This is a genomic window from Xanthomonas vasicola, from assembly GCF_000772705.2.
Lineage (GTDB): Bacteria > Pseudomonadota > Gammaproteobacteria > Xanthomonadales > Xanthomonadaceae > Xanthomonas > Xanthomonas vasicola.
Window position 1 is genome coordinate 13,376 of sequence record NZ_JSBW02000026.1, and the last position, 23,162, is coordinate 36,537.

A 23,162-nucleotide genomic window follows, 5' to 3' on the forward strand; every position below is an offset into this window, starting at 1 on the left:
CACCCTCAAATCACCCGCAGCGTGATCGCCTTCAACACCGCTCGCGTGCGGTCGCGGGTGCCGAGCTTTTCCAGGATGGTGGAGACGTAGTTCTTCACCGTGCCTTCGGCAAGAAACAGGGTGCGGGCGATCTCCTTGTTGGAATAGCCGCCGGCCAGCAGGCGCAGGATCGCCACCTCGCGTTCGCTGAAGGTCTCGCGTGGGGCCTGCTGGTCGCGGAACTGGTAGCGGGCGCGCACCGGGTCGGTGCTGACCGGCTGCAGCAGGGTGTCGCCTGCGGCCACCCGCTCGATCGCTTCGCGCAGGTCTTCCGGGGCGGCGTCCTTGAGCAGGAAGCCTTGCGCGCCAGCCTCGGTGGCACGCAGCAGCAGGTCGCTGTCGTCGAAAGTAGTGAGCAGCAGCACGGGGGTGCGGTCGCCGCGGGCGCGCAGCTGCTCCAGCGCCTGGATACCGTCCAGGCCGGGCATGCGGATGTCGCTGAGCACCACGTCCACCGTATGGATGGCGAGCGCATCCAGCAGGCCCTGGCCGTCGTCGGCTTCGCAGACCACCGCCACACCCTGTTGCTGCAACAACGCGCGCAAACCGGCGCGCACCAGGATCTGGTCGTCAGCCAGGGCAATACGACGTGAATTCATACCGGGAGTCTCGCCATCAGGTGCATGCCGCCCGTGGGTGTGCGGCCGAGGTCCAGCTGACCATGTAATGCGGCCAGGCGTTCGCGCATGCCGGTGATGCCGTTGCCTTCGCGGATGCGCTCAGCGCGGCGGCCATCGTCGCAGATGTCCACGTGCAACTGCGCGCCTTCGCAATGCAGGTGCACGGCCACTTCATCGGCATCGGCATGCCGCACGGCGTTGGTCAGCGCCTCCTGCACCAGCCGCAGCAGCAGCTCGGCCACGCGCGCGTCGGTGACACGCACGTCGGCATCGATCTGCAGGCGCAGCGTCGGGCGCGGGAACGGGGCAGCCAGCGCGCGCAAGGCGGTCTGCAGATCCAGCCCCTGATCGTCGCGCAGCGACTGCACCACATTGCGGATGTCCGACAGCAGTTCGGCCGAGAGTTGCTCCACCACCGCCACCTCGTCGCGCCGTGCCAGGGCCGGGTCGGCACTGAGCAGGCGCAGGTTGATGCGCATGGCGGTGAGCTTGTGCCCGGCCACATCGTGCAACTCGCGCGCCAGCCGCAGGCGCTCGGCATCGCGCGCACTGTCGGCCAGCAGCGCGCGGGTGGCCAGTAGGTCGGCGTTGACATACGCCAAGGTGTCGCGCGCATGCTCGGCACTGCGCGCGTAATGCGCGGTAAGGGCGGCAAAGGCCTGAAAGCCGGCGTAGATGCTGACGATCAACAAGGCCCGGTCGAACCCGGCGTGCACCAAGACCGCGTACATGCCCGCGTTCAATACCAGTGCCAGCAGCAGCACGCGCAACGGCGGCCAGGTCATCCCCGCCTGCGCCACCAGCATCACCAGCAGGACCGGCGCGGTGCCGGCACGCGGCTCTATCCAGACCAGCAGCAATGCCAACGCCGCCTGCAGCAGGGTGGCCACCGTGCGCAATGCATGCGTTTGCGGCAATACGGTGTGCAACACGAACAATGCGGTAAAGCCGGCCAGCGCGCCCCAGCGCCAGGCACCGTGGGCCGACGCATCGGGCATGAACGACAGCGCGACCGCGGCAATGGTGAACGCGGCGGCCAAACGCAGGGGGTGCAACAGATGGCAGAAGGAAGAGTTCATGCGGCGATGCTGACCGCCATGCAGGCGCTCGGCAATGGTGCACACGCAGAAGGTGACTTCTGGCAGGTGGGATCGATGACCTGCGGCTCCTGCCCAGGATGCGGCACGTGCGCACACTGGCATCACCAGCCCACCCCATCGCCACGGAGTGACGCCATGTCTGCTTCCAGCCTGTTTGTTGCGCTCAATCTGGTCTGGGGTGGCTATGAGCTGCTGCTCAGCCGTCGCCACCGCGCCAGCGATGGTGGCGCACACGATCAAGGCACCTTGAAGCACCTTTGGCGGGTGCTGTCTGCGGCAGTCGCTGTTGCGGTGGTGCTGGCGTATAGCGGCCTGGCGCATTGGCCGCAGGGCTGGGATACGCCGCTGCAATGGGCCGCCTGCGCCTTGATCGGCAGTGGGCTGGCGCTGCGCGTGTGGGCCATCCAGGTGCTGGCGCGCTGGTTCACGGTGGATGTGACCATCCAGCCCGATCATCAGCTGGTGCGCAGTGGCCCGTATCGCTGGCTGCGGCACCCTTCGTACACCGGCGCGCTGCTGGCGTTTTATGGGCTGGCGCTGGGTATGGGCAATGGGTTGTCGGTGATGGCGATCGTGGTGCCGGTGACCTTGGTGTTCCTGCACCGCATCCGCATCGAAGAGGCCGCGTTGCAGCGCGCGTTCCCGGTGGCTTACCCGGCGTATGCGGCGCAGAGCCGGCGCCTGCTGCCGCTGGTGTGGTGACGGCGCAGACGGCAGCGGCGTCGCGCATGGATGCCAGGGGAGTGCTTCGTCTGCTTGCACACAGGTTCGGCCCACACGGCATGCAACCTGGCGTGCTGCTGCACGGTGTGGGCGGCCACGCACGGTCCGATCTGCGACGGCCGCCAGCGCAGCTAGGTGGATACGTTGAGTACGATCGGTCCCACCGCGTCGCATCCCTATCGCTGCCAGGAGAGTTGCATGCTTGCCCGTATCTATATCGTTGCTGCATTCTCATGGCTGCTCGGCAGCGCCGACGTGCACGCCGCCGACCTGAACGTGGACGTCAGCGGTTTGCGTTCGCAACAAGGCAAGCTGCGCATCGCGGTGATCGCCTCGGCCGCACAACTGGACAGTGCACAGCCGCCGGTGCAGGCGCAGACGCTGCCGATCACCAGCAGCACACCGCACATCCAGTTCAAGAATCTTCCGCCCGGCCGTTACGCCGTGATGATCAATCACGACGAAAACGCCAACGGCAAGCTGGACACCAACCTGATCGGCATGCCGGTGGAAGGGTATGGCTTCAGCAACAACCCCACCGGCATGCGCAAGCCTGGCTTCGACGAGATCGTCTTTGACCTGCCGGCCAGCGGGAAGCGCATCAGCGTGCAGATGCGCTGACGCCGGCACGCGAAAGGAGCACTGCCATGCACCGTCGTCGCTTTCTGCAATCCCTGTTGGCCGCCAGCGGCAGCGCCGCGCTCGGCAGCTGGGCGTTGTTACGCAGCCTGCCTGCACACGCCGCAGAAGCGGCGGCGTTTCATACTCAATTGCAACGCACGCCGTGGTTGCTGGGCTGGCGCAGCGTGACCAGCCCCACCTTCGGGCCGACCACCACAGCACTGCAGGGCAAACTTCCCGAAGGACTGGCAGGCAGCCTGTATCGCAATGGCCCGGCCTGGACTGAGCGCGCCGGGTTCCGCTACGAACACTGGTTCGATGGCGATGGCATGGTGCATCGCTGGCAGCTGGGCGGCACCCAGGTGCAGCACTTCGGACGCATGGTGACTACGCATAAATTCACCCAGGAACAGCAGGCCGGGCGTTTTCTGTATCGCGCCGCTGGCACCTCCGTGCCCGACATGCAGCCGGCCCGCAATAACGACGACGTCAATACCGCCAATACCTCGGTGGCGATGCTCAATGGCCGGTTGTTCGCATTATGGGAAGCGGGATCGGCGATTGAGCTGGATCCGGATGCGTTGCGCACGCTCGGCCCGGTGACCTGGCGCGACGATCTGGCTGCGATGCCGTTTTCCGCACACCCATTGATCGACCGCGACGGCAGCGCATGGAACTTCGGCTCAATCAATGCGGCAGGCGCCAGCGGCGTGGTGCTCTGGCACCTGGGCGCAGATGCCACGTTGCGTCACGTGCAGTTGCTGCACACCGACGCCCCCGGCTATATGCACAGCTTTGCCATGACAGATCGGCATTTGATTTTGGTCATGGCGCCGTACCGCAGGCTGGACGGCGAGGGCGCGTTCTTCGAAAAAATGCGCTTTACGCCCGAAGCGCCATCGCGGATTGCGGTGGTGCCCAAGGATGCGTTGGACCAACCACGCTGGTTTGAAGCCGACTTTGCGGTGGCATATCACTTTGCCGACGCCTATGCGCATCGCGACCGCATCGTGGTGCGCGCCATCGTGTACGACGATCCGGAGCAGGCGCGCTCGCCAATGCGTGCGGCCGTGCACGGCGACCCGGCGGCCGCACCATCACAGGTGCAACTGCGCAGCCTGCATCTGGACCTGAGCAACGGCCGCGCGCACTGGCAGCCGCATCCGGTGGATAACCTGGAATTGCCGTTGTACGACCGCCGCACCCCGACCACCACCGGCGCACGCCTGTATGCCCCATGCATCGATGGGCCCAACAACTCGCCGTTTCTCAATGCCGTGGCCGGCTATGACCTGGAACGCGACCGCCGCCAGGTGCATCGCTACGGGCCGGACGTGCTGGCTGAGGAACATGTGTTCGTCCCCAGGCCCGGCAGCGACCGCCCAGACGATGGCTGGTTGGTCGGCACCGTGCTGGACACCCGCCGCGCCCGCACCGGGCTGATGGTGCTGGACGCACAACATATCGATGCCGGGCCGGTGGCCCAGGCATGGCTCCCGTACGCGCTACCGCTAGGGTTTCACGGGCATTTTGCGCCGGCCTAGGCGGGCGCACAGCGACGGGCATGGCACTGCGTCGAGCCAATCCGGACCTAGAGTGCTGACTGGCTGTCCCGGTGCCGTGCTGTCTTGTATGGATCGTCTTACACTCGGCCGCTCCCCGCCGCTGCCGTCCCGTCTTCGATGATCATTTCCGCCGCTTCCGACTACCGCGCCGCCGCCGAAGCACGCTTGCCGCCCTTCCTGTTCCATTACATCGATGGCGGCGCGTATGCCGAGCACACCTTGCGGCGCAATGTCTCGGATCTGGCCGATATCGCGCTGCGCCAGCGGGTGCTGCGCAATATGTCGGATCTGCGCCTGAGCACCGAGCTGTTCGGCGAAACCTTGGCGATGCCGGTGGCATTGGCGCCGGTCGGCCTCACCGGCATGTATGCACGCCGCGGCGAAGTGCAGGCCGCGCGTGCGGCGGCCGCGCGCGGCATTCCGTTCACCCTGTCCACGGTGTCGGTGTGCCCGATCGAAGAAGTGGCGCCGGCGATCGAGCGGCCGATGTGGTTCCAACTGTATGTGCTCAAGGACCGCGGCTTCATGCGCAATGCGCTGGAGCGCGCCAGGGCGGCGGGCGTGACCACGCTGGTGTTCACCGTGGACATGCCCACACCGGGCGCGCGTTACCGCGATGCGCATTCGGGCATGAGCGGGCCCAATGCCTCGCTGCGGCGCATGCTGCAGGCGGTGACGCATCCGCGCTGGGCGTGGGATGTGGGCCTGCTCGGCAAACCGCATGATTTAGGCAATATTTCTGCCTATCGGGGCAGCCCCACCGGCCTGCAGGATTACATCGGCTGGCTGGGCGCCAACTTTGACCCGTCCATTGCCTGGAAAGATCTGGAATGGATCCGCGAGTTCTGGACCGGGCCGATGGTAATCAAGGGCATCCTGGACCCAGAGGACGCGCGCGATGCGGTGCGTTTCGGCGCCGACGGCATCGTGGTCTCCAACCACGGCGGCCGTCAGCTCGACGGCGTGCTGTCCAGCGCGCGCGCCTTGCCGGCGATTGCCGATGCAGTGAAGGGCGAGCTGAAGATTCTGGCCGATTCGGGCATCCGCAGCGGGCTGGATGTGGTGCGCATGCTCGCACTGGGTGCCGATGCGGTGCTGCTGGGCCGCGCGTTCGTCTACGCGTTGGCGGCCGCCGGGCAGGCCGGCGTGGAAAACCTGCTGACCCTGATCGAAAAGGAAATGCGCGTGGCGATGACGCTGACCGGGACGCATTCCATCGCTGAGATCAGTGCCGACGCATTGAGCCGGGTGACGCGCGAGCGGGCCGATGCGATCTCGCCTTAAGGCCGCTAAAACGTAGCGCGCAATCGACTGCTGTGAGTGGCGGTGAAGCGCGCGCCGATATGCGGGCATGCCACGCATGCAGTCCGTTCTGCGAGCCTGCCTACCCTGCCTTGCGCCTTGGCGCCGCCGTCTTGGTGGCGGTCTTCTTGGTCGCCTTGCTCGCGGTCTTCTTGACAGCTTTTTTTGCCGCCTTCTTGGCCGCGGTCTTTTTTGCAGGTGCGCCTGCCGTGTCGGCGCTGTTCTTCTTGGCCGGTGTGCGCGTATTCGCTTGCAGGCTCTTCTGCAGCAACGACATGAAATCCACCACATTGGTGGTGGCATCTTCGTGCTGAGGCGGCTCCACATCCGCCGTGGTCGTGCCACCCTTATCCTGAATACGCTTGCGTAAAATCTTTTCCAGCTTGCCGCGGAATTCGTCGTGGTAATCCTCCGGCTGCCACGTGCCAGACATCGACTCGATCAGCTGCTTGGCCATCTCCTGTTCCTTGGGCGTGATGCGGTACTCACCCACCGCGCCGGCCGGCAGCTTGTAGTCCTGCGGGTCCACCACCTCCTGTTGGTAACGCAGCAGTAGCAGGATCAAGGCATCGCCCTGCGGCATCACCGCCGCCAGATATTCGCGGGTGCGGATGACCACTTTGGCGATCCCCACCTTGCCGGTATCGCGCAAGGTTTCGCGCAGCAGCACGTAGCCTTTCTCGGCTTTTTTCCCAGGCACCAGAATGTAGGGCTTTTCGAAATAACGCGGGTCGATATCGGCCGCATCGACAAAGGTTTCCACCTCCACCGTTTCATGGCTTTCCGGCGAGGCCGAGCGGATGTCCTGCTCTTCGACAATGACGTAGCTGCCCTTGTCGTATTCGAATGCCTTAACGATCTCCTTCCACGGCACCTCGTCGCCGGTGTCGGCATTGACGCGCTCGAAGCGGATCGGCTTTTTGTCACGTGAATCGAGCATGCGGAAATGCAGATCCACCTTGCGCTCGCCCGACATCAACGCTACCGGCACATTAAGCAAACCGAAGGAAAGGGTTCCGGTCCAGATCGGTCGTGCCATCAGTGCGCTGCTCCATGGATCGCTGCTTCGGGAATGTGGTCCAACGCCAGCCAGGCGTCCTCGACAATGTCGCGCACCTGCGGCCAGTCCAGTCGCGATGCGCCACGCATGCTGTCCCACTGCGCGGCCAGGGCCTGCTCGCAATTGGCATCGGCGCCGCGCGGCCAATCGGCGGCGTGAGTGATACGTGCGAATGCATAGGCCGGCGATAAATCGCGCCAGGTTGGCCCACCCCGCCGACGGCGGCGCTGGTAGTCGGCCAGGCTGTAGCAGTGGAAATCCTGCGGCACGCCAGCGGTATCCGGCACGCGCGATTTGCGATGCGCGCGTGTGGGCGGAGCGGGCTCGACAAGGGCGCTGAGCAGACGACGGTCGGGACGACGATCCTCGGGGCGCATGGAGCGGCTCCACGGTGCGGCATGGGGGGCTGACATCAGTAACGCCGCTGCCGTGAGCCATGCGTGAGAAATTCGCACACATTCTGCGATTTGCATGCTCTTCACCGCAGGCGCGGTGAACTGCCACTCCATCTTGTTTCAGGAGTACGCCATGTCCCGCGACCCCTTACGCGACCAGCCCACCCAACCAGGCGAGCAGCACGGCAAGCGCGACGCCGAACACTATGAAGATCGTGGTGCCGGCGATGCACCGGGGCGCCTGATTCCTGCCGATGGCCAGACGCCGGCAAAGAAGCCAGGCACCGCGCCGTCAACGGCGACAGACGACTGAATGCATGTGGTTGGCAAGTATCTTGTTGGGAGCGTGTTGTTGAAGGACGAACCGGCTGGTGTCAGGTCGCTGCGTAGCAGGTGCTGCTGATCTAAGTGCGCTTTGCTCACGCCCGGCCAGATAATCGCGCACGATGCGCATGTCCACGTGGTCTGCCCAGGCTGCGTGGCACACCAGCAGACTGGCTGCCATCGCCACCACAACGACCGTTCGTTTCCAAGCCATCATCACCGCGCTCCATGCCTTGACTGAGTGTCAGAGGCTAGCATTCCGCTTCGACAACATCTGGCCGCACTGCTGATTTGCTTAGACGCGATCAGCATGACGTCCGGCAAGTGCAGAGCGACGTCGGAGCGCTCGGCGGCAATCCAGCGATTAGCTCCACAGCCGATCACCGTTTGCCTCGCGCAATAGCGCACTAGCCGGCCGCCGTACTTCCTGCCGCACGCCATTGGCGTACCGCCGCAAGCACACGGGTGCCGTCTGCCGCGCTGCTATCGCGTGCGGCGTAATCGTGTGGCCGGGCTTGAACTTGGGCCGCTAACGTTGCGCACGCAGCATGTGGGTCTGCCAGCACGGCGGCACGCTCGGTTGTGTTCAATACCAGCAGAATCGAGAAGCCGGCGGCTGAGATCGAGCAGTTGATATCCAGCCAATCGCGATCGTCATCGCGCAAGAGAAACCAATCTGCTGGGGCGTCATCGACAACGACCATGGGTGTGGCCTGGCGTGTGGATGGAGAGACACTACATGCCGCTTATCGCCGCCGGATGAAGACATGCGCGTTATCCACGGCACTTTATAGCGCCCGAGGGCGCATCAATAATGTAAGCAAATCGCGCTCGTCGTTTGAATCGCAAAAAACGCTTGCCTGATGAGTTGCGAGACAATTTTCACCAAGCGACATGCGCGTTTTGCAAACGCCCAGCCGCCACACGCTCACCCGCCAAAATCCCACTGCAGCCCCACGGTATAGGTGCGGTCCGGGCCGGGTTCGTCATAGCGGACGTTGCCGTCGTTCCGGCCGCCGTACTTCCTGCCGCACGCCATTGGCGTACCGCCGCAAGCACACGGGTGCCGTCTGCCGCGCTGCTATCGCGTGCGGCGTAATCGTGTGGCCGGGCTTGAACTTGGGCCGCTAACGTTGCGCACGCAGCATGTGGGTCTGCCAGCACGGCGGCACGCTCGGTTGTGTTCAATACCAGCAGAATCGAGAAGCCGGCGGCTGAGATCGAGCAGTTGATATCCAGCCAATCGCGATCGTCATCGCGCAAGAGAAACCAATCTGCTGGGGCGTCATCGACAACGACCATGGGTGTGGCCTGGCGTGTGGATGGAGAGACACTACATGCCGCTTATCGCCGCCGGATGAAGACATGCGCGTTATCCACGGCACTTTATAGCGCCCGAGGGCGCATCAATAATGTAAGCAAATCGCGCTCGTCGTTTGAATCGCAAAAAACGCTTGCCTGATGAGTTGCGAGACAATTTTCACCAAGCGACATGCGCGTTTTGCAAACGCCCAGCCGCCACACGCTCACCCGCCAAAATCCCACTGCAGCCCCACGGTATAGGTGCGGTCCGGGCCGGGTTCGTCATAGCGGACGTTGCCGTCGTTGACGATGACCGAGCCCACGTACTGCCGGTCCAGCACATTGTCGATGCGTGCGAAGGTGCGCAATGCACCGAGCGTGGTGGTCCAGCGCCGCGAGGCTTCCAGATTGACCAGCGCGTAGCCGGGTGCACGCTCCGTGGCCAGGTCGTTGACCACGGTGGCGCCGGAGGCCACCGATTCGGCGGCGAATTGCCACTGCCCCGGCTGCCATAGCCAACGCGCAAACAGCTGCTGACGCGGCACGCCGGGCAGGCGCGATCCGCTGGCCACCACTGCGGTGGGCGTGGCGCAGCCGCTGCTGGCACAGGTGAGGTAGCCATCGCGTACGGTGGCGTCGACGAAGGTATAGGCCAGCTGCAGCTGCTGCGTGGCGCCGATCGGTTGCTGCCAGCTGAGCTCTGCGCCCTGGCGCCGCGTCGCGCCGATATTGCGATACGTGCTGCGCCCATTGGTGTTGCTGGCCACTGCCAGTTCGTCGTCGGTGTCAGCGCGGAACAACGCAAATTCCATCGCCGCGCCGCTTTGTGCACGCCACTTGCTGCCGACTTCATAGTTGCGGCTCGTCGCCGCGCCCAGGTCCAGCGCCAGGCCGGCGCCGCCATCGCTGCGGTAACCGAGTTCGTTGAAGGTGGGCGTTTCGAAACCGCGTCCAACCGAGGCGTAAAAGCGTAGATCCTCGTCGGCGCGGAACACGATGCCGACCACCGGCGTGGTCGCCGAATAATCGCGCTGGCCGCTGTCGTCGGGATTGCGGCCCACAATGTAGTGGTCGTCCGACTCGAAACGCACTTCACTATGGCGCACGCCCAGCAGCGCCGACCAGGGCTCGCTCCACTGCCACCACAGCTGCGCGAACTGGTCCACGTTCTCGACCTGGTCGCGCTGGTTGCGGCGCAATGCGCCCTTGACGCCGAGTGTGTCGCCGACAAAGTTTTCGTAACCGGTGCGGTGCTGGCGCTGGCGGTCGACATTGGTGCCGACGGTGAGCTGCAAGGGCCGGCCCAGCGCCTCGCCCTGCCAAGCCCAGCGCGCGTCGGCGCCTTCGTAATTGCTGTCCAGATCGATCACCCCGCCCGAATGCAGCGGGTTGCGCTGCACCGCGACCGGAATCGCCAGGAACTGCTCCACGCTGCGCTGGCCGCCATAGGCCATCAAGCGCAACGTCTGGTTGTCGAATTGCTGGGTGAAGATGGCGCCGGCCTGCGATTGGCGCACCGACTTGCGGGTATTGAACTGGGTGGCCACCGATGTGGCCTGCGCCGGGTTGGCATTGAACTGCGCGCGGGTCAGGCCGAGCGGATCTTGTGCATCGGGTGCATCCAGATAATTGAGCACCAGGTCCAGCCGGCGGCCCTCAGCCAGATCGAAACCGAGCTTGGCATTGACCGAGTCGCGCTTGGCGCGGCTATGGTCGCGGAAGCCGTCGGTTTCGAAATGATTGGCGGCCAGGTTGTAATGCACCGCGCCCTGCTGGCCGAGCAATTGCGCGCCGACGTTGACGGTCGCGTTGCTGCCATAGGTAGCGCGCAGCCGCCACGGGTCGTTTGGGGCGCCGTCGGCGCTCCACAACTGCAGCACGCCGCCGGAGGAATTGCCGTACAACGCCGAAAACGGCCCGCGCAGCACCTCCACCCGCTCGGCGCCCAGCACGTTGAAGTGCGACAGCTGGCCCTGGCCGTCGGGCATGCTGGCCGGAATGCCATCGACCAGCAGCCGCACGCCGCGCACGCCGAAGGTGGAGCGCGCGCCGAAGCCGCGAATCGACAGCTGGGTGTCCTGCGCGTAGTTCTGGCGGTCGCGCGCCACCAAGCCGGGGATGCCGTCCAGCAACTCGGAGACCTGCGCGCCGCGGCGGTTGTCGTCGTCGGCAGACACCGCGGTGAACGAGGCCGGCAGATCGAAATCCTCCACCCCGCGCACGCGCGCAGCGTCCACCTGCACGGCAGGCAAGCGCTGGATCGGTGTGGAGGCGGGCGGCGCCGGATCGGCGGCCAGGACGAGCGGCGTGGCGCTCATAGCGAACAGGCCGCAGGCGGCGGCCAACAAGGTGAGTCTGGGCATGGGCGTAGTGTCCCTCATCCGTACTGCGCGCGCATTGTTGCGTACGGAACGAAGCATGCTACGCCGGCCATGGGCTGCTACGATGAAGTGGTTTGGCCCAGCAGCGGCCATTCCCCGGAAGTCCCTCACTCTTTCGTCCTTCAGCGAGTCATGCCGTGTCCTTCTTTGCAAACGTGGAACAGGTTCCAGGCGACCCCATCCTGGGCCTGACCGAGGCCTACAACGCCGACAGCCGCCCCAACAAGGTCAACCTGGGCGTGGGCATTTATTACGACGAAAACGGGCGCATCCCGCTGTTGCGCGCCGTGCACAAGATCGAGCAGCAGCTCGCGCAGGACGCCAAACCGCGCGGTTACCTGCCCATCGACGGCCTGGCCGCGTACGACAAGGCCACCCAGGAGCTGCTGTTTGGCGCCGACTCTGCGCTGGTGACCTCCGGCCGCGTGGCGACCTCGCAGACCGTCGGCGGCAGCGGCGCGTTGCGCGTCGGTGCGGACCTGCTCAAGAAGCTGCTGCCTACCTCCACCATCGCCATCAGCAACCCCAGCTGGGAAAACCATCGCGCGGTGTTCGGCGCGGCCGGCTTCGAGGTTGTGGATTACACCTATTTCGATGCCGCCAGCCATGGCCTGAACTTCGACGGCATGCTCGCCGATCTGGCCAAGCTCGAACCGGGCACCGTGGTGCTGCTGCACGCCTGCTGCCACAACCCGACCGGCGCCGACCTGAGCAAAGAGCAGTGGAAGCAGGTGGCCGGCCTGTTGAAGGAACGCAACCTGTTCCCGTTCGTCGACATCGCCTACCAGGGCTTCGACAAGGGCATCGAAGCCGACGCGTATGCGGTGCGTCTGCTGGCTGCCGAAGGCATCGACAGCTACGTGGTCGCCAGCTCCTACTCCAAGTCGTTCTCGCTGTACGGCGAGCGCGTGGGCGCGCTGTCGGTGGTCTCGGCCACCGCCGCCGAAGCCAAGGCGGTGCAGTCGCAGGTCAAGCGCATCATCCGCACCATCTACTCCAGCCCGTCCACGCACGGCGCCGCCTTGGTGGCCGGCGTGCTGACCAGCCCGGAGCTGCGCGATCTGTGGGAGCAGGAACTGACCGAAATGCGCGAGCGCATCCATTCCTTACGCGCAGGGCTGGTGGAAAAACTCGCCACGCTGGGCGCCCCGGAGTTCGACTTCATCCAACGCCAGGCCGGCATGTTCTCTTACTCGGGCCTGACCAAGACCCAGGTAGACCGCCTGCGCGACGAGTTCGCGATCTACGCCGTCGGTACGGGGCGCATCTGCGTGGCTGCACTGAGCCAGCGCAACCTGGACTACGTGGCCCAGGCTGTGGCGACTGTCAGCCGGGTGTGAGTGCCAGACTTTCCTGACACGTTTTGATGCAGTTTTCTTCCCCAGATTTTCACCAAAATCTGACTTGACCTCAGCACAGTACTCATTAAGTATCAAAAAACTAGCGTAAGGAAACGAAAATGCGATTCAGAACATCATTATTTCTATCTGTTCTTTTCATCGCATCCCCTGCGATGGCAATGACTAAGACCTGCGATGGTTGTACGGAAGCAGAAATGAGATCCATGATATGGAACATACTGATTTTCGAAAGTGGGAACTATAGAAATGCCCGCCAACCCGCTTATGTTGCAAACCCTCAATCCAAGTCTGTTCTAAAGGGAATTTATAGTTGGAATTATGAAGCAGACGGTGAAACTATTGTTCAGAACGTCAGCGCAGGCGCTGTAGAGCCGCAGATTTTTGGATTTGTTAGTACTCTATCTGATGCATATGGCGAAAGAATGCTAACTAGTAGTTCTGTAGGTCTGGCTGATTCAAATCGCCCAACTTCTATCTACGATGTCATAGACAACCCGTCGCGCGAACAGCAGGTAGTGAGCGCAATCGAGAATTCCAAGGCTGACTTTTTTCAAAGGGCAGGGGACGCTGCGAAAGTTTTAAACCCCCTTTCCCTCCTTCCTGGCTTCAATCCAGGCGGGGTCAATTTGACCGTTAAGTTTGTTTTTGACGATAAGAGCACTGCAACGTATACATTTGATAGTCAGACAAAGTCGTGGAACCGCGCGAAGGACAGCCAGCGCGACTCTAGCGGCAACATAGTGCCGACAAAGAAATCTGAATTTTCAGGCGGCGAGGGTAGCATACGCACTTATGATTTCACTAACAGTCAAGAAAATATGGATAAGTTCTACAACTGGGCAATTCGAAATGGCATCAGCTTCTCGCAACCTACGGGATCGGGAACGAGAACTGGCATAATCTGCACAAGCACAAAGGACGGCGTCATCTGCCATATAGTTGCTTATTAATTTCATGAGATTTTCGAAGAACTCAGCAGGGTCTTGGAGGCCTCTGCTTTTTTTATCGGGCACTACTGCTGTCTTTCTTTTTTTTCTGTTCTGCGACTCAAAAAAAAAACCTCCTGAACAAAAATCGATAGAGCACCCTCATCAAATTCTTGACGTACGATCAGAGCTGAAGTTACCAAGCGCATATGACGGCAATGCTCCCGTTAGCGGTGTTCCCGCCAGGATGTATCTGAGCGATATGGAGATGCGCTCCAAACGGGGTGATGCTACGGCAGCATGCCATGTGGCAGTCATTTATGAGAAGTGTCTGCTGCTGCTGCGTCAATATGACGACGTAGTAGCAATGATTGAGTCGAAAAATCAGGGTGCGGCCGGCTACTTTGAAGCACTTCGCTCGCGATCCGATTACTGCGCTGGCATATCGATAAATTCCAACGACGCCATCGATAAATGGAAGGACGCCGCACAGAAAGGCAACCTCAATGCAATTAGGGGCTACATCAGTGGATCTGCTTTTTTGGGTATTTCGGATGCCGCAGAATACCGAACAGCCTTTCAGGCATATTCTCAATCAGCAGAAGGTTTTGCATGGAAGCTAGCAGACCAAGGTGATGTCAATGCAGTGCTTGCCTTGGCCCATGCTTATGAAAGTGGCCCCACGCCGGCTGGGCCAAAGCTATCTCAAGTCGTCAAGAAGGACCCTACCAAGTCCCTGGCAATCTTCTACTATCTTGAAGATGCTCCGTCCCGGACACCAATCCATTCTATAGCGGAGGAACGCGTCAGGGGCCTTGCATTGACATCCATCAAAGCGATGGAATCCAGTTTGAGTGCAGCGTCGATCCGCTCCTCCGCAATCATGGCAAGTGATCTGCAGCGCCGCTGGACCAAACCATTGAATTATGAAAAACTTTTTATGTCCACGCTCGAGGATGGTACGCTGAGTTCTGCCCAGGCCGAGGACTGCGACGATCAGGAGAACCGACATTGAGGAATAATCATAGTCTCTGCATCATAGCAGTGCTACTTTCTCTTGCCTCACTGTGGGCCACGCAGTTCAAACAACTTAATAGCTATTATTTTTTACCTATTTTCTTCTCAATTTTTTCCATCGCATTGATAAGCCTTCAAGAGAAAGGTAGGCTACGGCACTTTGAAATGATCTCGGCCGTTACGATTTTAGTAATTGCCATTTTTGTCGGCAAACAAAACTATTTTTTAATGCAAGTATTTCTTACGCGAAATTTCCGTATTAATGATCCAAGTTTTTCAGTGTCGGAGTGACGGTCAACGTGCCTCATTTTTTTAGCCTACATCGCCTATGCTACGTCATGGATTGTCGTCCTCATAACGCTCTATTTCCGGTTCGCTATACTCAAAGCCACAGACTCAAAGACAGACATCTTTCATGACTCGCCCCTCGCTGACCCGCTTCCTGATCGAAGAGCAACACGCCGGCCGTATCGATGCGGAATTGCGCCAGCTGATCACCATCGTCTCGCGCGCCTGCAAGCGCATCTCCATCGCCGTGAGCAAGGGCGCCCTGGGCGGTGTGCTCGGCGATGCCGGCACCGGCAACGTGCAGGGCGAGGCGCAGAAAAAGCTCGATGTGCTCAGCAACGACATCCTGCTCGAAGCCAATGCCTGGGGCGGCCATCTGGCCGCGTGCGCGTCCGAAGAAATGGACCACAGCCAACCGGTGCCCGACCAATATCCCAGCGGCGATTTCCTGTTGTTGTTCGATCCCTTGGACGGCAGTTCCAACATCGACGTCAACGTGTCGGTGGGCACGATTTTCTCGGTCTTGCGCGCGCCCAAGGGCACCGAAAAGCCGGGCGACGAGCACTTCCTGCAGCCGGGCACCCAACAGGTGGCCGCCGGCTACTGCATCTACGGCCCCAGCACCATGCTGGTGCTCACGCTGGGCCACGGCACCCACGCCTTCACGCTGGAGCGCGAAGAAGGCAGCTTCCTGCTGACTCAGGCCAACATGCGCGTGCCCGAAGACACTGCCGAATACGCCATCAACATGTCCAACCAGCGCCACTGGGAACCTGCGATGCAGGCGTATGTCGGCGACCTGCTGGCCGGCAAGGACGGCACGCGCGGCAAGGAGTTCAACATGCGCTGGATCGCAAGCATGGTGGCCGACGTGCACCGCATCCTCACCCGCGGCGGCATCTTCATCTACCCTTGGGACAAGAGGGACGCATCCAAGCCCGGCAAGCTGCGCCTGATGTACGAAGCCAACCCGATGAGCATGCTGGTGGAACAAGCCGGCGGCGCCGCCACCACCGGACGCGAACGCATTCTCGACATCCAACCGACACAGCTGCACCAGCGCGTGCCAGTGTTCCTGGGTTCGATGAACGAAGTGGCCGAAGCAACGCGGTATCACTTGGATGCGGATAAGGCGTAACAGCAGTTGCAGCTCTAGCAGTACGCAAGCTCGATTCCACCAAGACACCCGCCTAGTGCGGGTGTCTTGGTTTATGGCACCGGCTGACTGCGTTGCCGATTAAGCGGCGGGGGCTGACAACTCCATCGCTGGACCAGCCTTGGAAATGCAGCGTCCGAATATAGTGACTACCTCCGTGCGGGCAGGCCTGCACGCTGGCCACTGCAATCGTTGCTGCAAACGACTTTCATCGCTAACAGCTCAACTTGACCAACGATACTGGCAGCGCTGTCGCACTGCATCGGATACTGCGTCTTCTTTTTGCCGACAATTGGCGTAACTGAGTATGACGTTAGCGAGTGCTCGCTTTCTGCTCGTGCTCACCGGCGTGGTGTTGCCGTATGCAGCACGCTTGCCATTTGGGCTGGAGTGGCTGCAGCAATATACGGATACCGGCGCAGGCGGTTGGCTGCTGTTGGTTGGGTTCAACGCGATTGCCTTGGGCGCGCTGCTCGGCATCAGCTTCTTGTACCGGCGGCCGATTGCATTGTTGGTGCCGTGCCTGATCGGTTTCGGCGCACTCGCCTGGGCGCATGCCACGCTGGATTTGCGCGCCGATGCGCAGTCGGCGTTGGCGCTGATCTTCATTCCAATATACGCGTTGCTGCCGACCGCAGTGGGCGGCGCACTCGGCTATTTGTTGGATCAGAGGCGCCGGCGTAGCGCAACGCACTGAGACTGTGCTGAGGTGCCGGCTTCAGCATTCAAGCGGACACTGTCAGGTAGTGCGCATGCGGACGTTTGCAGCGAAGTGATCCGTGGGTGTCATCCGAGTTTTCTTGCCCACTTCAGAGAGCGCACGCCCTGCTAAAGCGCAACTGTCTCTGCAGCCGGACCAAAGCTTGGTAGACATCGGGGCACCAACATGCGCGCCAGTCACGCGTGCTCGCGTTCGCTTATTACAAGCCTAATTACGGTTTGCAGGGCGAGAAATTTTCTGGATCAAAACGAGCGGCACTGACCACACGGTATGCGCGGTAACGCTCGTCGCCTCTCGCGCTGCACGCATCGATTGGAGAGACCGCACGTGGACCGTCGTACCTTCCTCACCTTGTCCGGCATCGGTGCCGCCGGCTTATTGCTGCCGCACACACGCTTGATCGCAGCCGACCAATTGCTCACCCCGGCCGATGCCGCGCGCAACCGGCGCCTGGCCGATAGCGCGCTCACCACCGCCAAGGCCGCAGCTGCCAGCTATTGCAATGTGCGGGTGGGGCGCTATTAGCGTCAGTTCGTGATCACGCGCGAGGCGCAGGTGGAGAACGTGGTCAATGCCGAATCCAGCGGCGTGGGTGTACGTGTGCTGGCCGATGGCGCATGGGGTTGTGCGGCCACCAACACGCTGACCAGCGATGGCGTGGGCACCGCCACGCTGCAGGCGGTGGCCATTGCCAAAGCAAATGCGCGGTTGGACGGCGCGCCGGTGCAATTGGCGCCGGTGACGCCGGCCAGGCAGGTCAGCTGGAAGACGCCGATCAAGAAGAACGTGAACGAGTTCCGCAAGGCAAGGTTGCAGATGGCGTTTTCCTGGACGAAATAATCTGCCGTGGCAACGCAACGCATGGCTATGTGCATCGCGGGTTGGTCCAGAGCAGGCACTCCTGACGATGGCGTCGTTCCCGCATCGCATCTCAACACGCGCGTTGGAAATTGCAGCAGACGCGTCGGCTTGTCATTCCATGGACACCACACGCGGCCACAAGGCCGTTACCGGTTCCTGCAACGCTCGCAACTCTTTGCACACCGGCATTGACCCGACAAATCTGCGTTTATCTGCAGGAACACGCTACATGCCGTCGCATGATCGACAGCTGCTTCTCCATCGGCTGCGCTCGGCAAGCCGGTGATTCAACTCGTGGCCGTCATACGCCGCCACACCCGGCAATAATTTTTCGCCGGCAATGCCACGTCGTCGATCAGCTGCAATCCCACCGATGCAGCCAACGCATCCACTGCTTCGGCATCGCGAATACCCGATGCGGGGTCGCGCTCGCGCAGCATCGCGTCGAAGTCACGATTGCTCTCGCTGGTGAATTGCCCGTTGCGGTTGAATGGTCCGTAGATCGCCAGCACCGCATCGGCCGTCATTATCGCCGGCAAGCCGGCAAACAAGGCCTGCGCCTGCGGCCAGCCCATGATGTGCAAGGTATTGGCGCTGTAGATCGCATCGAAGCCGCGCTGGCCGTTACGCAGCACCGGCAAGCTGGGCGGTGGTGCAAGCCCGGGGGCGGGCGTCAACGCGGCCTGCAATGGAACAGGCGGTGGCGTGTTCGGAAGCGCCGCCTCGTCCAGCCACGTCCGTATACCGGGCAAGTGCTGCGGATGGTCGCTGGCCTGCCACTGCAACCACGGCATCGCCTCAGCGAAATGCACTGCATGCTGCCCGGTGCCTGCGCCGATTTCCAGCACGTGCTGCCGGTCGGCGAAATGGCGGAGCAGCAAGTGCAGGATCGGATCGCGGTTGCGCGCGGATGCGGGGGAGAAGGGCTTGGACATGCATGACCTCGTGGGCGATTCGTGTGCACTGCCGCCGAGCGGCCTTCAAGGCCATAGCATGGCGACAGCGCCGCCATTGTAGGCGTGCGGTATCGCCTGGCATCGGCGGCCGCCCACGCAGCGGTCGCCGGCTTTGCGAAGCCCACAGCGCGCGCGCTGCAGAAATAACGCTAGCTTCGATACGCCTTCCACCCAATGCAATGGACTTGACCATGTCTACCAGCAATCGACGTAACGTTCGAAAGACCCTAGTTCTCTGCGCACTCGCCGCTACCGCAATGGCCAACTTGATTTCACCTGCCAGCGCGGCAGTGATCGGTAACGTCAAGGTTTCCGGTAACGTGCAGGATAGAGCAACCTCCGGCACCTCCGCGCCCTCCAACCAGGCCGTCTTCAAATACCTATGGCAGGCGGGCTGGAACGCTTGCCGCAGCAATTTCCCAGGAACCAGGTCGATGGCGCTCACCCGCGTGGTTGCTCCCGTGGCATCCCAGACCGGCAATTGGCAGAATGTCACTGCATTTTGGGCCTGCAGAGACACGCCCTGACGCGCACCAGACATTTCAACATCGGCTGGCGCCCGGCACCGTCGGGCGTGTAGCTGAAGCGGTGATGGCGCCGCGTTATACCCACGCGTTGAAGTGCAACTGACGGCCGCACACTCAACGCGGCCCCTGCAATGCCTCATACGCACGCCGTACCGCATCTTCGCCAAAGCGACGCTCTAGCCGGCGCACGATGAAATGCCCGCGCGCCATGGCCTGAAAGTGGCGCATGAACACGGTATTGAGCGTGGCGCCACTGACCGCGCCGACCAGCGGCACTGCCTGCACGGCCAGTTTTTCGCCCACATTCACCGAAAACTTCGCCGCGACGCGCGACACCAGCGAGACCAGCGCTGGCGCGCCCTTGCTGGCGAAGCCGTGCGCGGCCACATAGCTGGCCGCAGCGCTCAGTTGCTGCGCCATCGCCGCACGGACTGCGAAATAGCCCGATTCGGCGCCATCGTCGCTGGCACTGCGGCCGCCATGTGCCAGCACTTCCAGGCAGGCCAGCGCGGTTTCCGGCTCGTGCAGCGATTCGCCTTCTGCACGGGCGATATCGGCGATGGAGCGCAGCATCACCGTGGTGGTCACCGGCAGCTCCACCATCAAGCCCGGCAGGCCGAAAAAGCCACCTGCACCGCCGGCCACTGCCACGGCCAGCGTGTGCCGCGCGGTGGATGCAGGCTGCTGCGCATCGGTCTTGCCACGCAGACTCAGTAGCGCCGATTTCATTGCGACCTGCAGCGCGCGGCGGGTCACGCCATCGATGCTGCGGGTCACCATCTTGGGGAGCCGCTTGGTAATCAGACTCTCGATCGGGGCACCCAGCGCATTGGCCAATTGCGCCGCAACGCCGGGGTTTTCCAGCAAGGCGTGGGCGGTTGCCAAATCGCGCTGCGCGGCAGCGTCCATCACCGGTATCGGAAGCGTTGTCATGCCTGCTCATCATGGTTGGGACTTGAGCGATGGTACCCAGCGCGATGTGAGCGCCGCACAAGCGAACTGAACACTGCTGGGCCTGCAGCGCTATTGGCTGTTAAAATACTGGATCATCGGCGTCCAGGCAGCGAATGCTCACCAGATGAATCGCGAGATCCGCCACAGCATCGTCATTGCTGCCGCACCCGAAGTGGTGGCTGCCGCATTGTCCGAGCCCCGCCGGCTTGCGTATTGGTGGACACGCGAAGTAAGCCTGGCCGACGATCTGGTGCGCCTGGATTGGAGCCGGCAAGGCTGGCGGGTAGAACTGAGTATCGATGAAGGCGCCGATCACCAACTGGTGTGCTGGCGCTGCCACGATTCCAACATGCTCGATACCGACGCCTGGAAAGGCACCGTGATGCGTTTCGAGCTGCGCCCCACCAGCCAGGGCACACAGATCGATTTCGTGCAGTCCGGCTACCGCGATTCGCCGTGCAAGGAGGCCTGCGCGCGTGGTTGGCGCTTCTTTCTGGGCAGCAGCCTCAAACGCTATGTGGAAACCGGCGAGGGTGCGCCGTCGGCCGATATACGCATGCCCGAGTTGCTGGAGCAGCATGCGCACAGCGCGCGCTGAAGGCGGCAGCGGCGAGCTTCAGCATCGCTCGACGCGCTGCGTCGATCACAGCAACAGCGTGTTGACCTGAAACACAGCGAGCTTTCTAGCCATTGCGCGTGTGACGAACAAGAACAGCCAACAGGGCTACTACTGCGTAAACTGCCAAGCGGCTATTCGCGGCAGTTCGTTGGCTCTTAGCCGCCATCTTCGACGATTCCGGCTGTGGCCCGCCTTCCGGTTGGCAGCGATGCACAGCGCCATCGCCCGCATCGGGTATCGCACCACGTAGCCCGTTACTGCGACAGCACAACAATGCGCCTGTCGCAACAGACGCATGTCGTGCGAAAAACGCCAAGCGCTCACGCCGTGCGCGGTTGGCCCATCGATGATGCTGTGTTGATCGGCAACTGCGCATCCACGGTCACCGGGCTGTCGGCCTGCAACAGTGCACGGGCTTCAGCATCGCTGGCCACCGCCGGCGGCGAGCCGCGTAGCGGCAATCCTGCGGTTTCGCGCACGCACAACATGGTCACCAGGCCAACCGCCGCCGCACCCATCAGGTAGTACGCCGGCACCAGTGGGTCGCCGGTGCGCTCTACCAACCAGGCAGTCACCAACGGCGTGGTGCCACCGAACAACGACACCGAAACATTGAAGCCGATCGACAACGCGCTGTAGCGCACCGGCGTGTAGAACAGCGCCGGCAAGGTGGATGGCATCGAACTGGTGAAGCACACCAGCGCCAGACCAAGCAGCATCAACCCGGCGAAGATCAACCCATCGTTGCCGCTGCCGATCAGCAACAGGCATGGAATTGCCAGCGCAAACAGCGCAATGCAGGCGCCGATGATCATCGGCCGCCGGCCCAGTTTGTCGCTGAACATACCGCCGACGATGTTGAGCGGCATCATCACAAGCATCACCAGGATGATCAGCAACAAGCCCTTGCTCTCGGCATAGCCCACGGTGACGCTGAGATAGCTGGGCATGTAGGTCAGCAACATGTAGTCGGTGACGTTGAACACCAGCACCAGTCCCACGCACTTAAGCAGTTGCGGCCAATGCAGGCGCAGCAGCGTCATCAGGCCTTGCGCGGCGGTCTGGCGTTCGCGCTGTTCGGATTGTTCGGTATAGGCGCGAAATGCCGGGGTTTCTTCGAGCTTCATGCGCATGTACAGGCCGAGCAGGCCGAGCGGGCCGGCGATCAGAAATGGCACGCGCCAGCCCCAGTCGAGCATCTGCGCCGGGGTGACGCTCATGTGCAACACGGTGACGGTGCCTGCGCCGGCGATATAGCCGCCGAGCGTGCCGAATTCCAGCCAGCTGCCCATCAGGCCGCGATTGCGGTCGGTGGCGTATTCGGCAATGAAGGTGGCCGCGCCGCCGTATTCGCCGCCGGTGGAAAACCCCTGCAGCAAACGCGCCAGCAACAGCAATGCAGGCGCCCACAGGCCAATGCGCTCGTAGGCGGGAATCAGGCCGATGCTGAAGGTGCCCAGCGCCATCATGATCATCGTGGCTGCGAGGACTTTCTGGCGTCCGAAACGGTCGCCGAGCGGGCCGAATACCATGCCGCCAATCGGCCGCACCAGAAAGGCCACGGTGAAGGTGGCAAAGGTGGCGATCAACTGCGCGGTCGGGTTGCTGGATGGGAAGAATACCTGGCCCAGCGTCACCGCCAGATAGCCGTACACGCCGAAGTCGAACCACTCCATCGCATTACCCAGCGCCGCAGCGCCGACGGCTTTGCGCAGCATGCCGCGGTCCACCACGGTGACATCATCCAGTTGCAGCTGGCGGCGGCGTTTGAACCAGCCAAAGTGCGAACGCATCGCGCGGGCATCGTGCATAAGTGGTCTCCATAAGTCGCGCCTCGGATTGCTCGTCGGACGCAGGCCATCGCTGCCCGCTCGCCCTGGCAACGCACAGGACACGGCACATCACGCAAGCACGGCAGCGCATTGCACTGGATGACACCGGAGGCATTCCCGGACGGCCGCGTGGATTCAGCGACGCTGCAGGACAGACGACCAAGGGGTGGGCAATGCCCAGGGGCTTGATCGGCATCTTATGGTACTACAGCACGCAAATCATTGCAGGCGCGACCGCGTGCAGTGCCGGAAAAGGCCGTATGTCCAGCTGCGTTGTATGCATTGGCAAACGATGTGCACCGACGCGTCCGCTCTGTGTGTGCGTGCGCAGTGCCGTCATGGATGCATGCGGCCTGCATCGAAGCAGTCAGTGCATCAGCGATACCGCCGCGCATGTCGACCTATTTCAGAAAGGCTGGCAACTGCTGCACCGGCTGTGAGTCGAGCGCGGCGAGTGCTCGAAACGCTACTCCGCTGCTCGCGTACCGCCGCTGCCGCGCCGTCCGCACACA

At 62.4% G+C, this 23,162-nt stretch carries 21 protein-coding genes and 2 pseudogenes; 13 read left to right on the forward strand and 10 right to left on the reverse strand.

The features are described from left to right. Window positions 1-5: 5 nt before the first annotated feature. Complete coding sequence (locus tag NX05_RS05235; protein WP_039437061.1) at window positions 6-638, reverse strand: response regulator transcription factor; 633 nt, start codon at window positions 636-638, stop codon at window positions 6-8. Further along, entirely contained in the window at window positions 635-1,861 is a 1,227-nt protein-coding gene (locus tag NX05_RS05240; RefSeq protein ID WP_039437058.1) for a sensor histidine kinase, read from the reverse strand. The genes NX05_RS05235 and NX05_RS05240 overlap by 4 nt, the downstream gene beginning before the upstream one ends. 33 nt (window positions 1,862-1,894) lie before the next feature. On the opposite strand from NX05_RS05240, the gene NX05_RS05245 reads away from it, so the two are divergent. The 4 genes from NX05_RS05245 to lldD all read left to right on the forward strand — a co-directional run bounded on the left by NX05_RS05245 (window position 1,895) and on the right by lldD (window position 5,952). Further along, a complete protein-coding gene (locus NX05_RS05245; RefSeq protein WP_039437055.1) occupies window positions 1,895-2,461 on the forward strand; it encodes a methyltransferase family protein in 567 nt (188 codons plus the stop codon). A gap of 219 nt (window positions 2,462-2,680) precedes the next feature. Beyond that, window positions 2,681-3,103: a DUF2141 domain-containing protein gene (locus tag NX05_RS05250; RefSeq protein WP_039437052.1), complete on the forward strand. Its 423-nt coding sequence runs from the start codon at window positions 2,681-2,683 to the stop codon at window positions 3,101-3,103. Window positions 3,104-3,129: 26 nt separating this feature from the next. Continuing rightward, window positions 3,130-4,647 carry a carotenoid oxygenase family protein gene (locus tag NX05_RS05255; RefSeq protein ID WP_039437049.1) on the forward strand — a complete coding sequence of 506 codons (1,518 nt, stop codon included), beginning with the start codon at window positions 3,130-3,132 and terminating at the stop codon, window positions 4,645-4,647. Between the two features lie 138 nt (window positions 4,648-4,785). Then, window positions 4,786-5,952 carry an FMN-dependent L-lactate dehydrogenase LldD gene (gene lldD / locus NX05_RS05260; protein ID WP_039437047.1) on the forward strand — a complete coding sequence of 389 codons (1,167 nt, stop codon included), beginning with the start codon at window positions 4,786-4,788 and terminating at the stop codon, window positions 5,950-5,952. 100 nt (window positions 5,953-6,052) lie between these two features. On the opposite strand, the gene ku is transcribed toward lldD, so the two are convergent. Further along, window positions 6,053-7,009, reverse strand: coding sequence for a non-homologous end joining protein Ku (ku, locus tag NX05_RS05265; RefSeq protein WP_039437045.1), 957 nt, complete (start codon window positions 7,007-7,009; stop codon window positions 6,053-6,055). After that, a complete protein-coding gene (locus NX05_RS05270; RefSeq protein WP_010379762.1) occupies window positions 7,009-7,407 on the reverse strand; it encodes a hypothetical protein in 399 nt (132 codons plus the stop codon). The genes ku and NX05_RS05270 overlap by 1 nt, the downstream gene beginning before the upstream one ends. Before the next feature lie 151 nt (window positions 7,408-7,558). On the opposite strand from NX05_RS05270, the gene NX05_RS05275 reads away from it, so the two are divergent. After that, on the forward strand, window positions 7,559-7,738 hold the full coding sequence (locus tag NX05_RS05275) for a hypothetical protein (protein ID WP_026112262.1): 180 nt from the start codon (window positions 7,559-7,561) through the stop codon (window positions 7,736-7,738). A 418-nt stretch (window positions 7,739-8,156) separates the two neighbouring features. Here the strand turns inward: NX05_RS05275 and NX05_RS24725 are convergent, their stop codons facing one another. From NX05_RS24725 to NX05_RS05285, 3 genes and pseudogenes are all read right to left on the reverse strand, one after another. Next, window positions 8,157-8,453, reverse strand: coding sequence for a hypothetical protein (locus NX05_RS24725; protein WP_039437044.1), 297 nt, complete (start codon window positions 8,451-8,453; stop codon window positions 8,157-8,159). Between the two features lie 304 nt (window positions 8,454-8,757). Beyond that, window positions 8,758-9,051, reverse strand: a pseudogene (locus NX05_RS24730) (hypothetical protein); the annotation flags it as partial. 224 nt (window positions 9,052-9,275) lie between these two features. Continuing rightward, a complete protein-coding gene (locus NX05_RS05285; RefSeq protein ID WP_039437041.1) occupies window positions 9,276-11,414 on the reverse strand; it encodes a TonB-dependent receptor family protein in 2,139 nt (712 codons plus the stop codon). A gap of 155 nt (window positions 11,415-11,569) precedes the next feature. Here NX05_RS05285 and NX05_RS05290 point away from each other — a divergent pair, with 155 nt between their 5' ends. From NX05_RS05290 to NX05_RS24735, 6 genes and pseudogenes are all read left to right on the forward strand, one after another. Further along, a complete protein-coding gene (locus NX05_RS05290) occupies window positions 11,570-12,772 on the forward strand; it encodes an amino acid aminotransferase (protein WP_010367069.1) in 1,203 nt (400 codons plus the stop codon). A gap of 179 nt (window positions 12,773-12,951) precedes the next feature. Beyond that, window positions 12,952-13,743, forward strand: coding sequence for a hypothetical protein (locus tag NX05_RS21845; RefSeq protein WP_080764478.1), 792 nt, complete (start codon window positions 12,952-12,954; stop codon window positions 13,741-13,743). A 4-nt stretch (window positions 13,744-13,747) separates the two neighbouring features. Continuing rightward, window positions 13,748-14,734 carry a hypothetical protein gene (locus tag NX05_RS05295; RefSeq protein ID WP_249027775.1) on the forward strand — a complete coding sequence of 329 codons (987 nt, stop codon included), beginning with the start codon at window positions 13,748-13,750 and terminating at the stop codon, window positions 14,732-14,734. 417 nt (window positions 14,735-15,151) lie between these two features. Further along, on the forward strand, window positions 15,152-16,162 hold the full coding sequence (locus NX05_RS05300; RefSeq protein WP_039437036.1) for a class 1 fructose-bisphosphatase: 1,011 nt from the start codon (window positions 15,152-15,154) through the stop codon (window positions 16,160-16,162). A gap of 325 nt (window positions 16,163-16,487) precedes the next feature. Further along, window positions 16,488-16,877, forward strand: a complete 390-nt coding sequence (locus tag NX05_RS05305) for a hypothetical protein (RefSeq protein ID WP_039437033.1) — start codon at window positions 16,488-16,490, stop codon at window positions 16,875-16,877. A 351-nt stretch (window positions 16,878-17,228) separates the two neighbouring features. Further along, window positions 17,229-17,687, forward strand: a pseudogene (locus NX05_RS24735) (PmbA/TldA family metallopeptidase); the annotation flags it as partial. Between the two features lie 362 nt (window positions 17,688-18,049). On the opposite strand, the gene NX05_RS05320 reads toward NX05_RS24735, so the two are convergent. Next, window positions 18,050-18,697 carry a DUF938 domain-containing protein gene (locus tag NX05_RS05320; protein ID WP_039437027.1) on the reverse strand — a complete coding sequence of 216 codons (648 nt, stop codon included), beginning with the start codon at window positions 18,695-18,697 and terminating at the stop codon, window positions 18,050-18,052. 278 nt (window positions 18,698-18,975) lie between these two features. Here NX05_RS05320 and NX05_RS21850 point away from each other — a divergent pair, with 278 nt between their 5' ends. Further along, on the forward strand, window positions 18,976-19,245 hold the full coding sequence (locus tag NX05_RS21850) for a hypothetical protein (RefSeq protein WP_080764479.1): 270 nt from the start codon (window positions 18,976-18,978) through the stop codon (window positions 19,243-19,245). A gap of 114 nt (window positions 19,246-19,359) precedes the next feature. Here the strand turns inward: NX05_RS21850 and NX05_RS05325 are convergent, their stop codons facing one another. Next, entirely contained in the window at window positions 19,360-20,154 is a 795-nt protein-coding gene (locus tag NX05_RS05325; protein WP_039437023.1) for an EcsC family protein, read from the reverse strand. Between the two features lie 169 nt (window positions 20,155-20,323). Here NX05_RS05325 and NX05_RS05330 point away from each other — a divergent pair, with 169 nt between their 5' ends. Then, the gene (locus NX05_RS05330) at window positions 20,324-20,797 is read left to right on the forward strand and encodes an SRPBCC domain-containing protein (RefSeq protein ID WP_039437020.1); all 474 of its coding nucleotides are present in this window, start codon (window positions 20,324-20,326) and stop codon (window positions 20,795-20,797) included. A 341-nt stretch (window positions 20,798-21,138) separates the two neighbouring features. Here the strand turns inward: NX05_RS05330 and proP are convergent, their stop codons facing one another. Beyond that, window positions 21,139-22,629: a glycine betaine/L-proline transporter ProP gene (gene proP / locus NX05_RS05335; protein ID WP_039437017.1), complete on the reverse strand. Its 1,491-nt coding sequence runs from the start codon at window positions 22,627-22,629 to the stop codon at window positions 21,139-21,141. Between the last annotated feature and the right edge of the window lie 533 nt (window positions 22,630-23,162).

Coding starts and splice junctions, on each gene's coding strand:
- NX05_RS05235 (WP_039437061.1), bottom strand. CDS start 638: ATGAATTCACGTCGTATTGCCCTGGCTGACGACCAGATCCTGGTGCGC.
- NX05_RS05240 (WP_039437058.1), bottom strand. CDS start 1,861: ATGCCAGTGTGCGCACGTGCCGCATCCTGGGCAGGAGCCGCAGGTCAT.
- NX05_RS05245 (WP_039437055.1), top strand. CDS start 1,895: ATGTCTGCTTCCAGCCTGTTTGTTGCGCTCAATCTGGTCTGGGGTGGC.
- NX05_RS05250 (WP_039437052.1), top strand. CDS start 2,681: ATGCTTGCCCGTATCTATATCGTTGCTGCATTCTCATGGCTGCTCGGC.
- NX05_RS05255 (WP_039437049.1), top strand. CDS start 3,130: ATGCACCGTCGTCGCTTTCTGCAATCCCTGTTGGCCGCCAGCGGCAGC.
- lldD (WP_039437047.1), top strand. CDS start 4,786: ATGATCATTTCCGCCGCTTCCGACTACCGCGCCGCCGCCGAAGCACGC.
- ku (WP_039437045.1), bottom strand. CDS start 7,009: ATGGCACGACCGATCTGGACCGGAACCCTTTCCTTCGGTTTGCTTAAT.
- NX05_RS05270 (WP_010379762.1), bottom strand. CDS start 7,407: ATGCGCCCCGAGGATCGTCGTCCCGACCGTCGTCTGCTCAGCGCCCTT.
- NX05_RS05275 (WP_026112262.1), top strand. CDS start 7,559: ATGTCCCGCGACCCCTTACGCGACCAGCCCACCCAACCAGGCGAGCAG.
- NX05_RS24725 (WP_039437044.1), bottom strand. CDS start 8,453: ATGGTCGTTGTCGATGACGCCCCAGCAGATTGGTTTCTCTTGCGCGAT.
- NX05_RS05285 (WP_039437041.1), bottom strand. CDS start 11,414: ATGCCCAGACTCACCTTGTTGGCCGCCGCCTGCGGCCTGTTCGCTATG.
- NX05_RS21845 (WP_080764478.1), top strand. CDS start 12,952: ATGACTAAGACCTGCGATGGTTGTACGGAAGCAGAAATGAGATCCATG.
- NX05_RS05295 (WP_249027775.1), top strand. CDS start 13,748: ATGAGATTTTCGAAGAACTCAGCAGGGTCTTGGAGGCCTCTGCTTTTT.
- NX05_RS05300 (WP_039437036.1), top strand. CDS start 15,152: ATGACTCGCCCCTCGCTGACCCGCTTCCTGATCGAAGAGCAACACGCC.
- NX05_RS05305 (WP_039437033.1), top strand. CDS start 16,488: ATGACGTTAGCGAGTGCTCGCTTTCTGCTCGTGCTCACCGGCGTGGTG.
- NX05_RS05320 (WP_039437027.1), bottom strand. CDS start 18,697: ATGTCCAAGCCCTTCTCCCCCGCATCCGCGCGCAACCGCGATCCGATC.
- NX05_RS21850 (WP_080764479.1), top strand. CDS start 18,976: ATGGCCAACTTGATTTCACCTGCCAGCGCGGCAGTGATCGGTAACGTC.
- NX05_RS05325 (WP_039437023.1), bottom strand. CDS start 20,154: ATGGACGCTGCCGCGCAGCGCGATTTGGCAACCGCCCACGCCTTGCTG.
- NX05_RS05330 (WP_039437020.1), top strand. CDS start 20,324: ATGAATCGCGAGATCCGCCACAGCATCGTCATTGCTGCCGCACCCGAA.
- proP (WP_039437017.1), bottom strand. CDS start 22,629: ATGCACGATGCCCGCGCGATGCGTTCGCACTTTGGCTGGTTCAAACGC.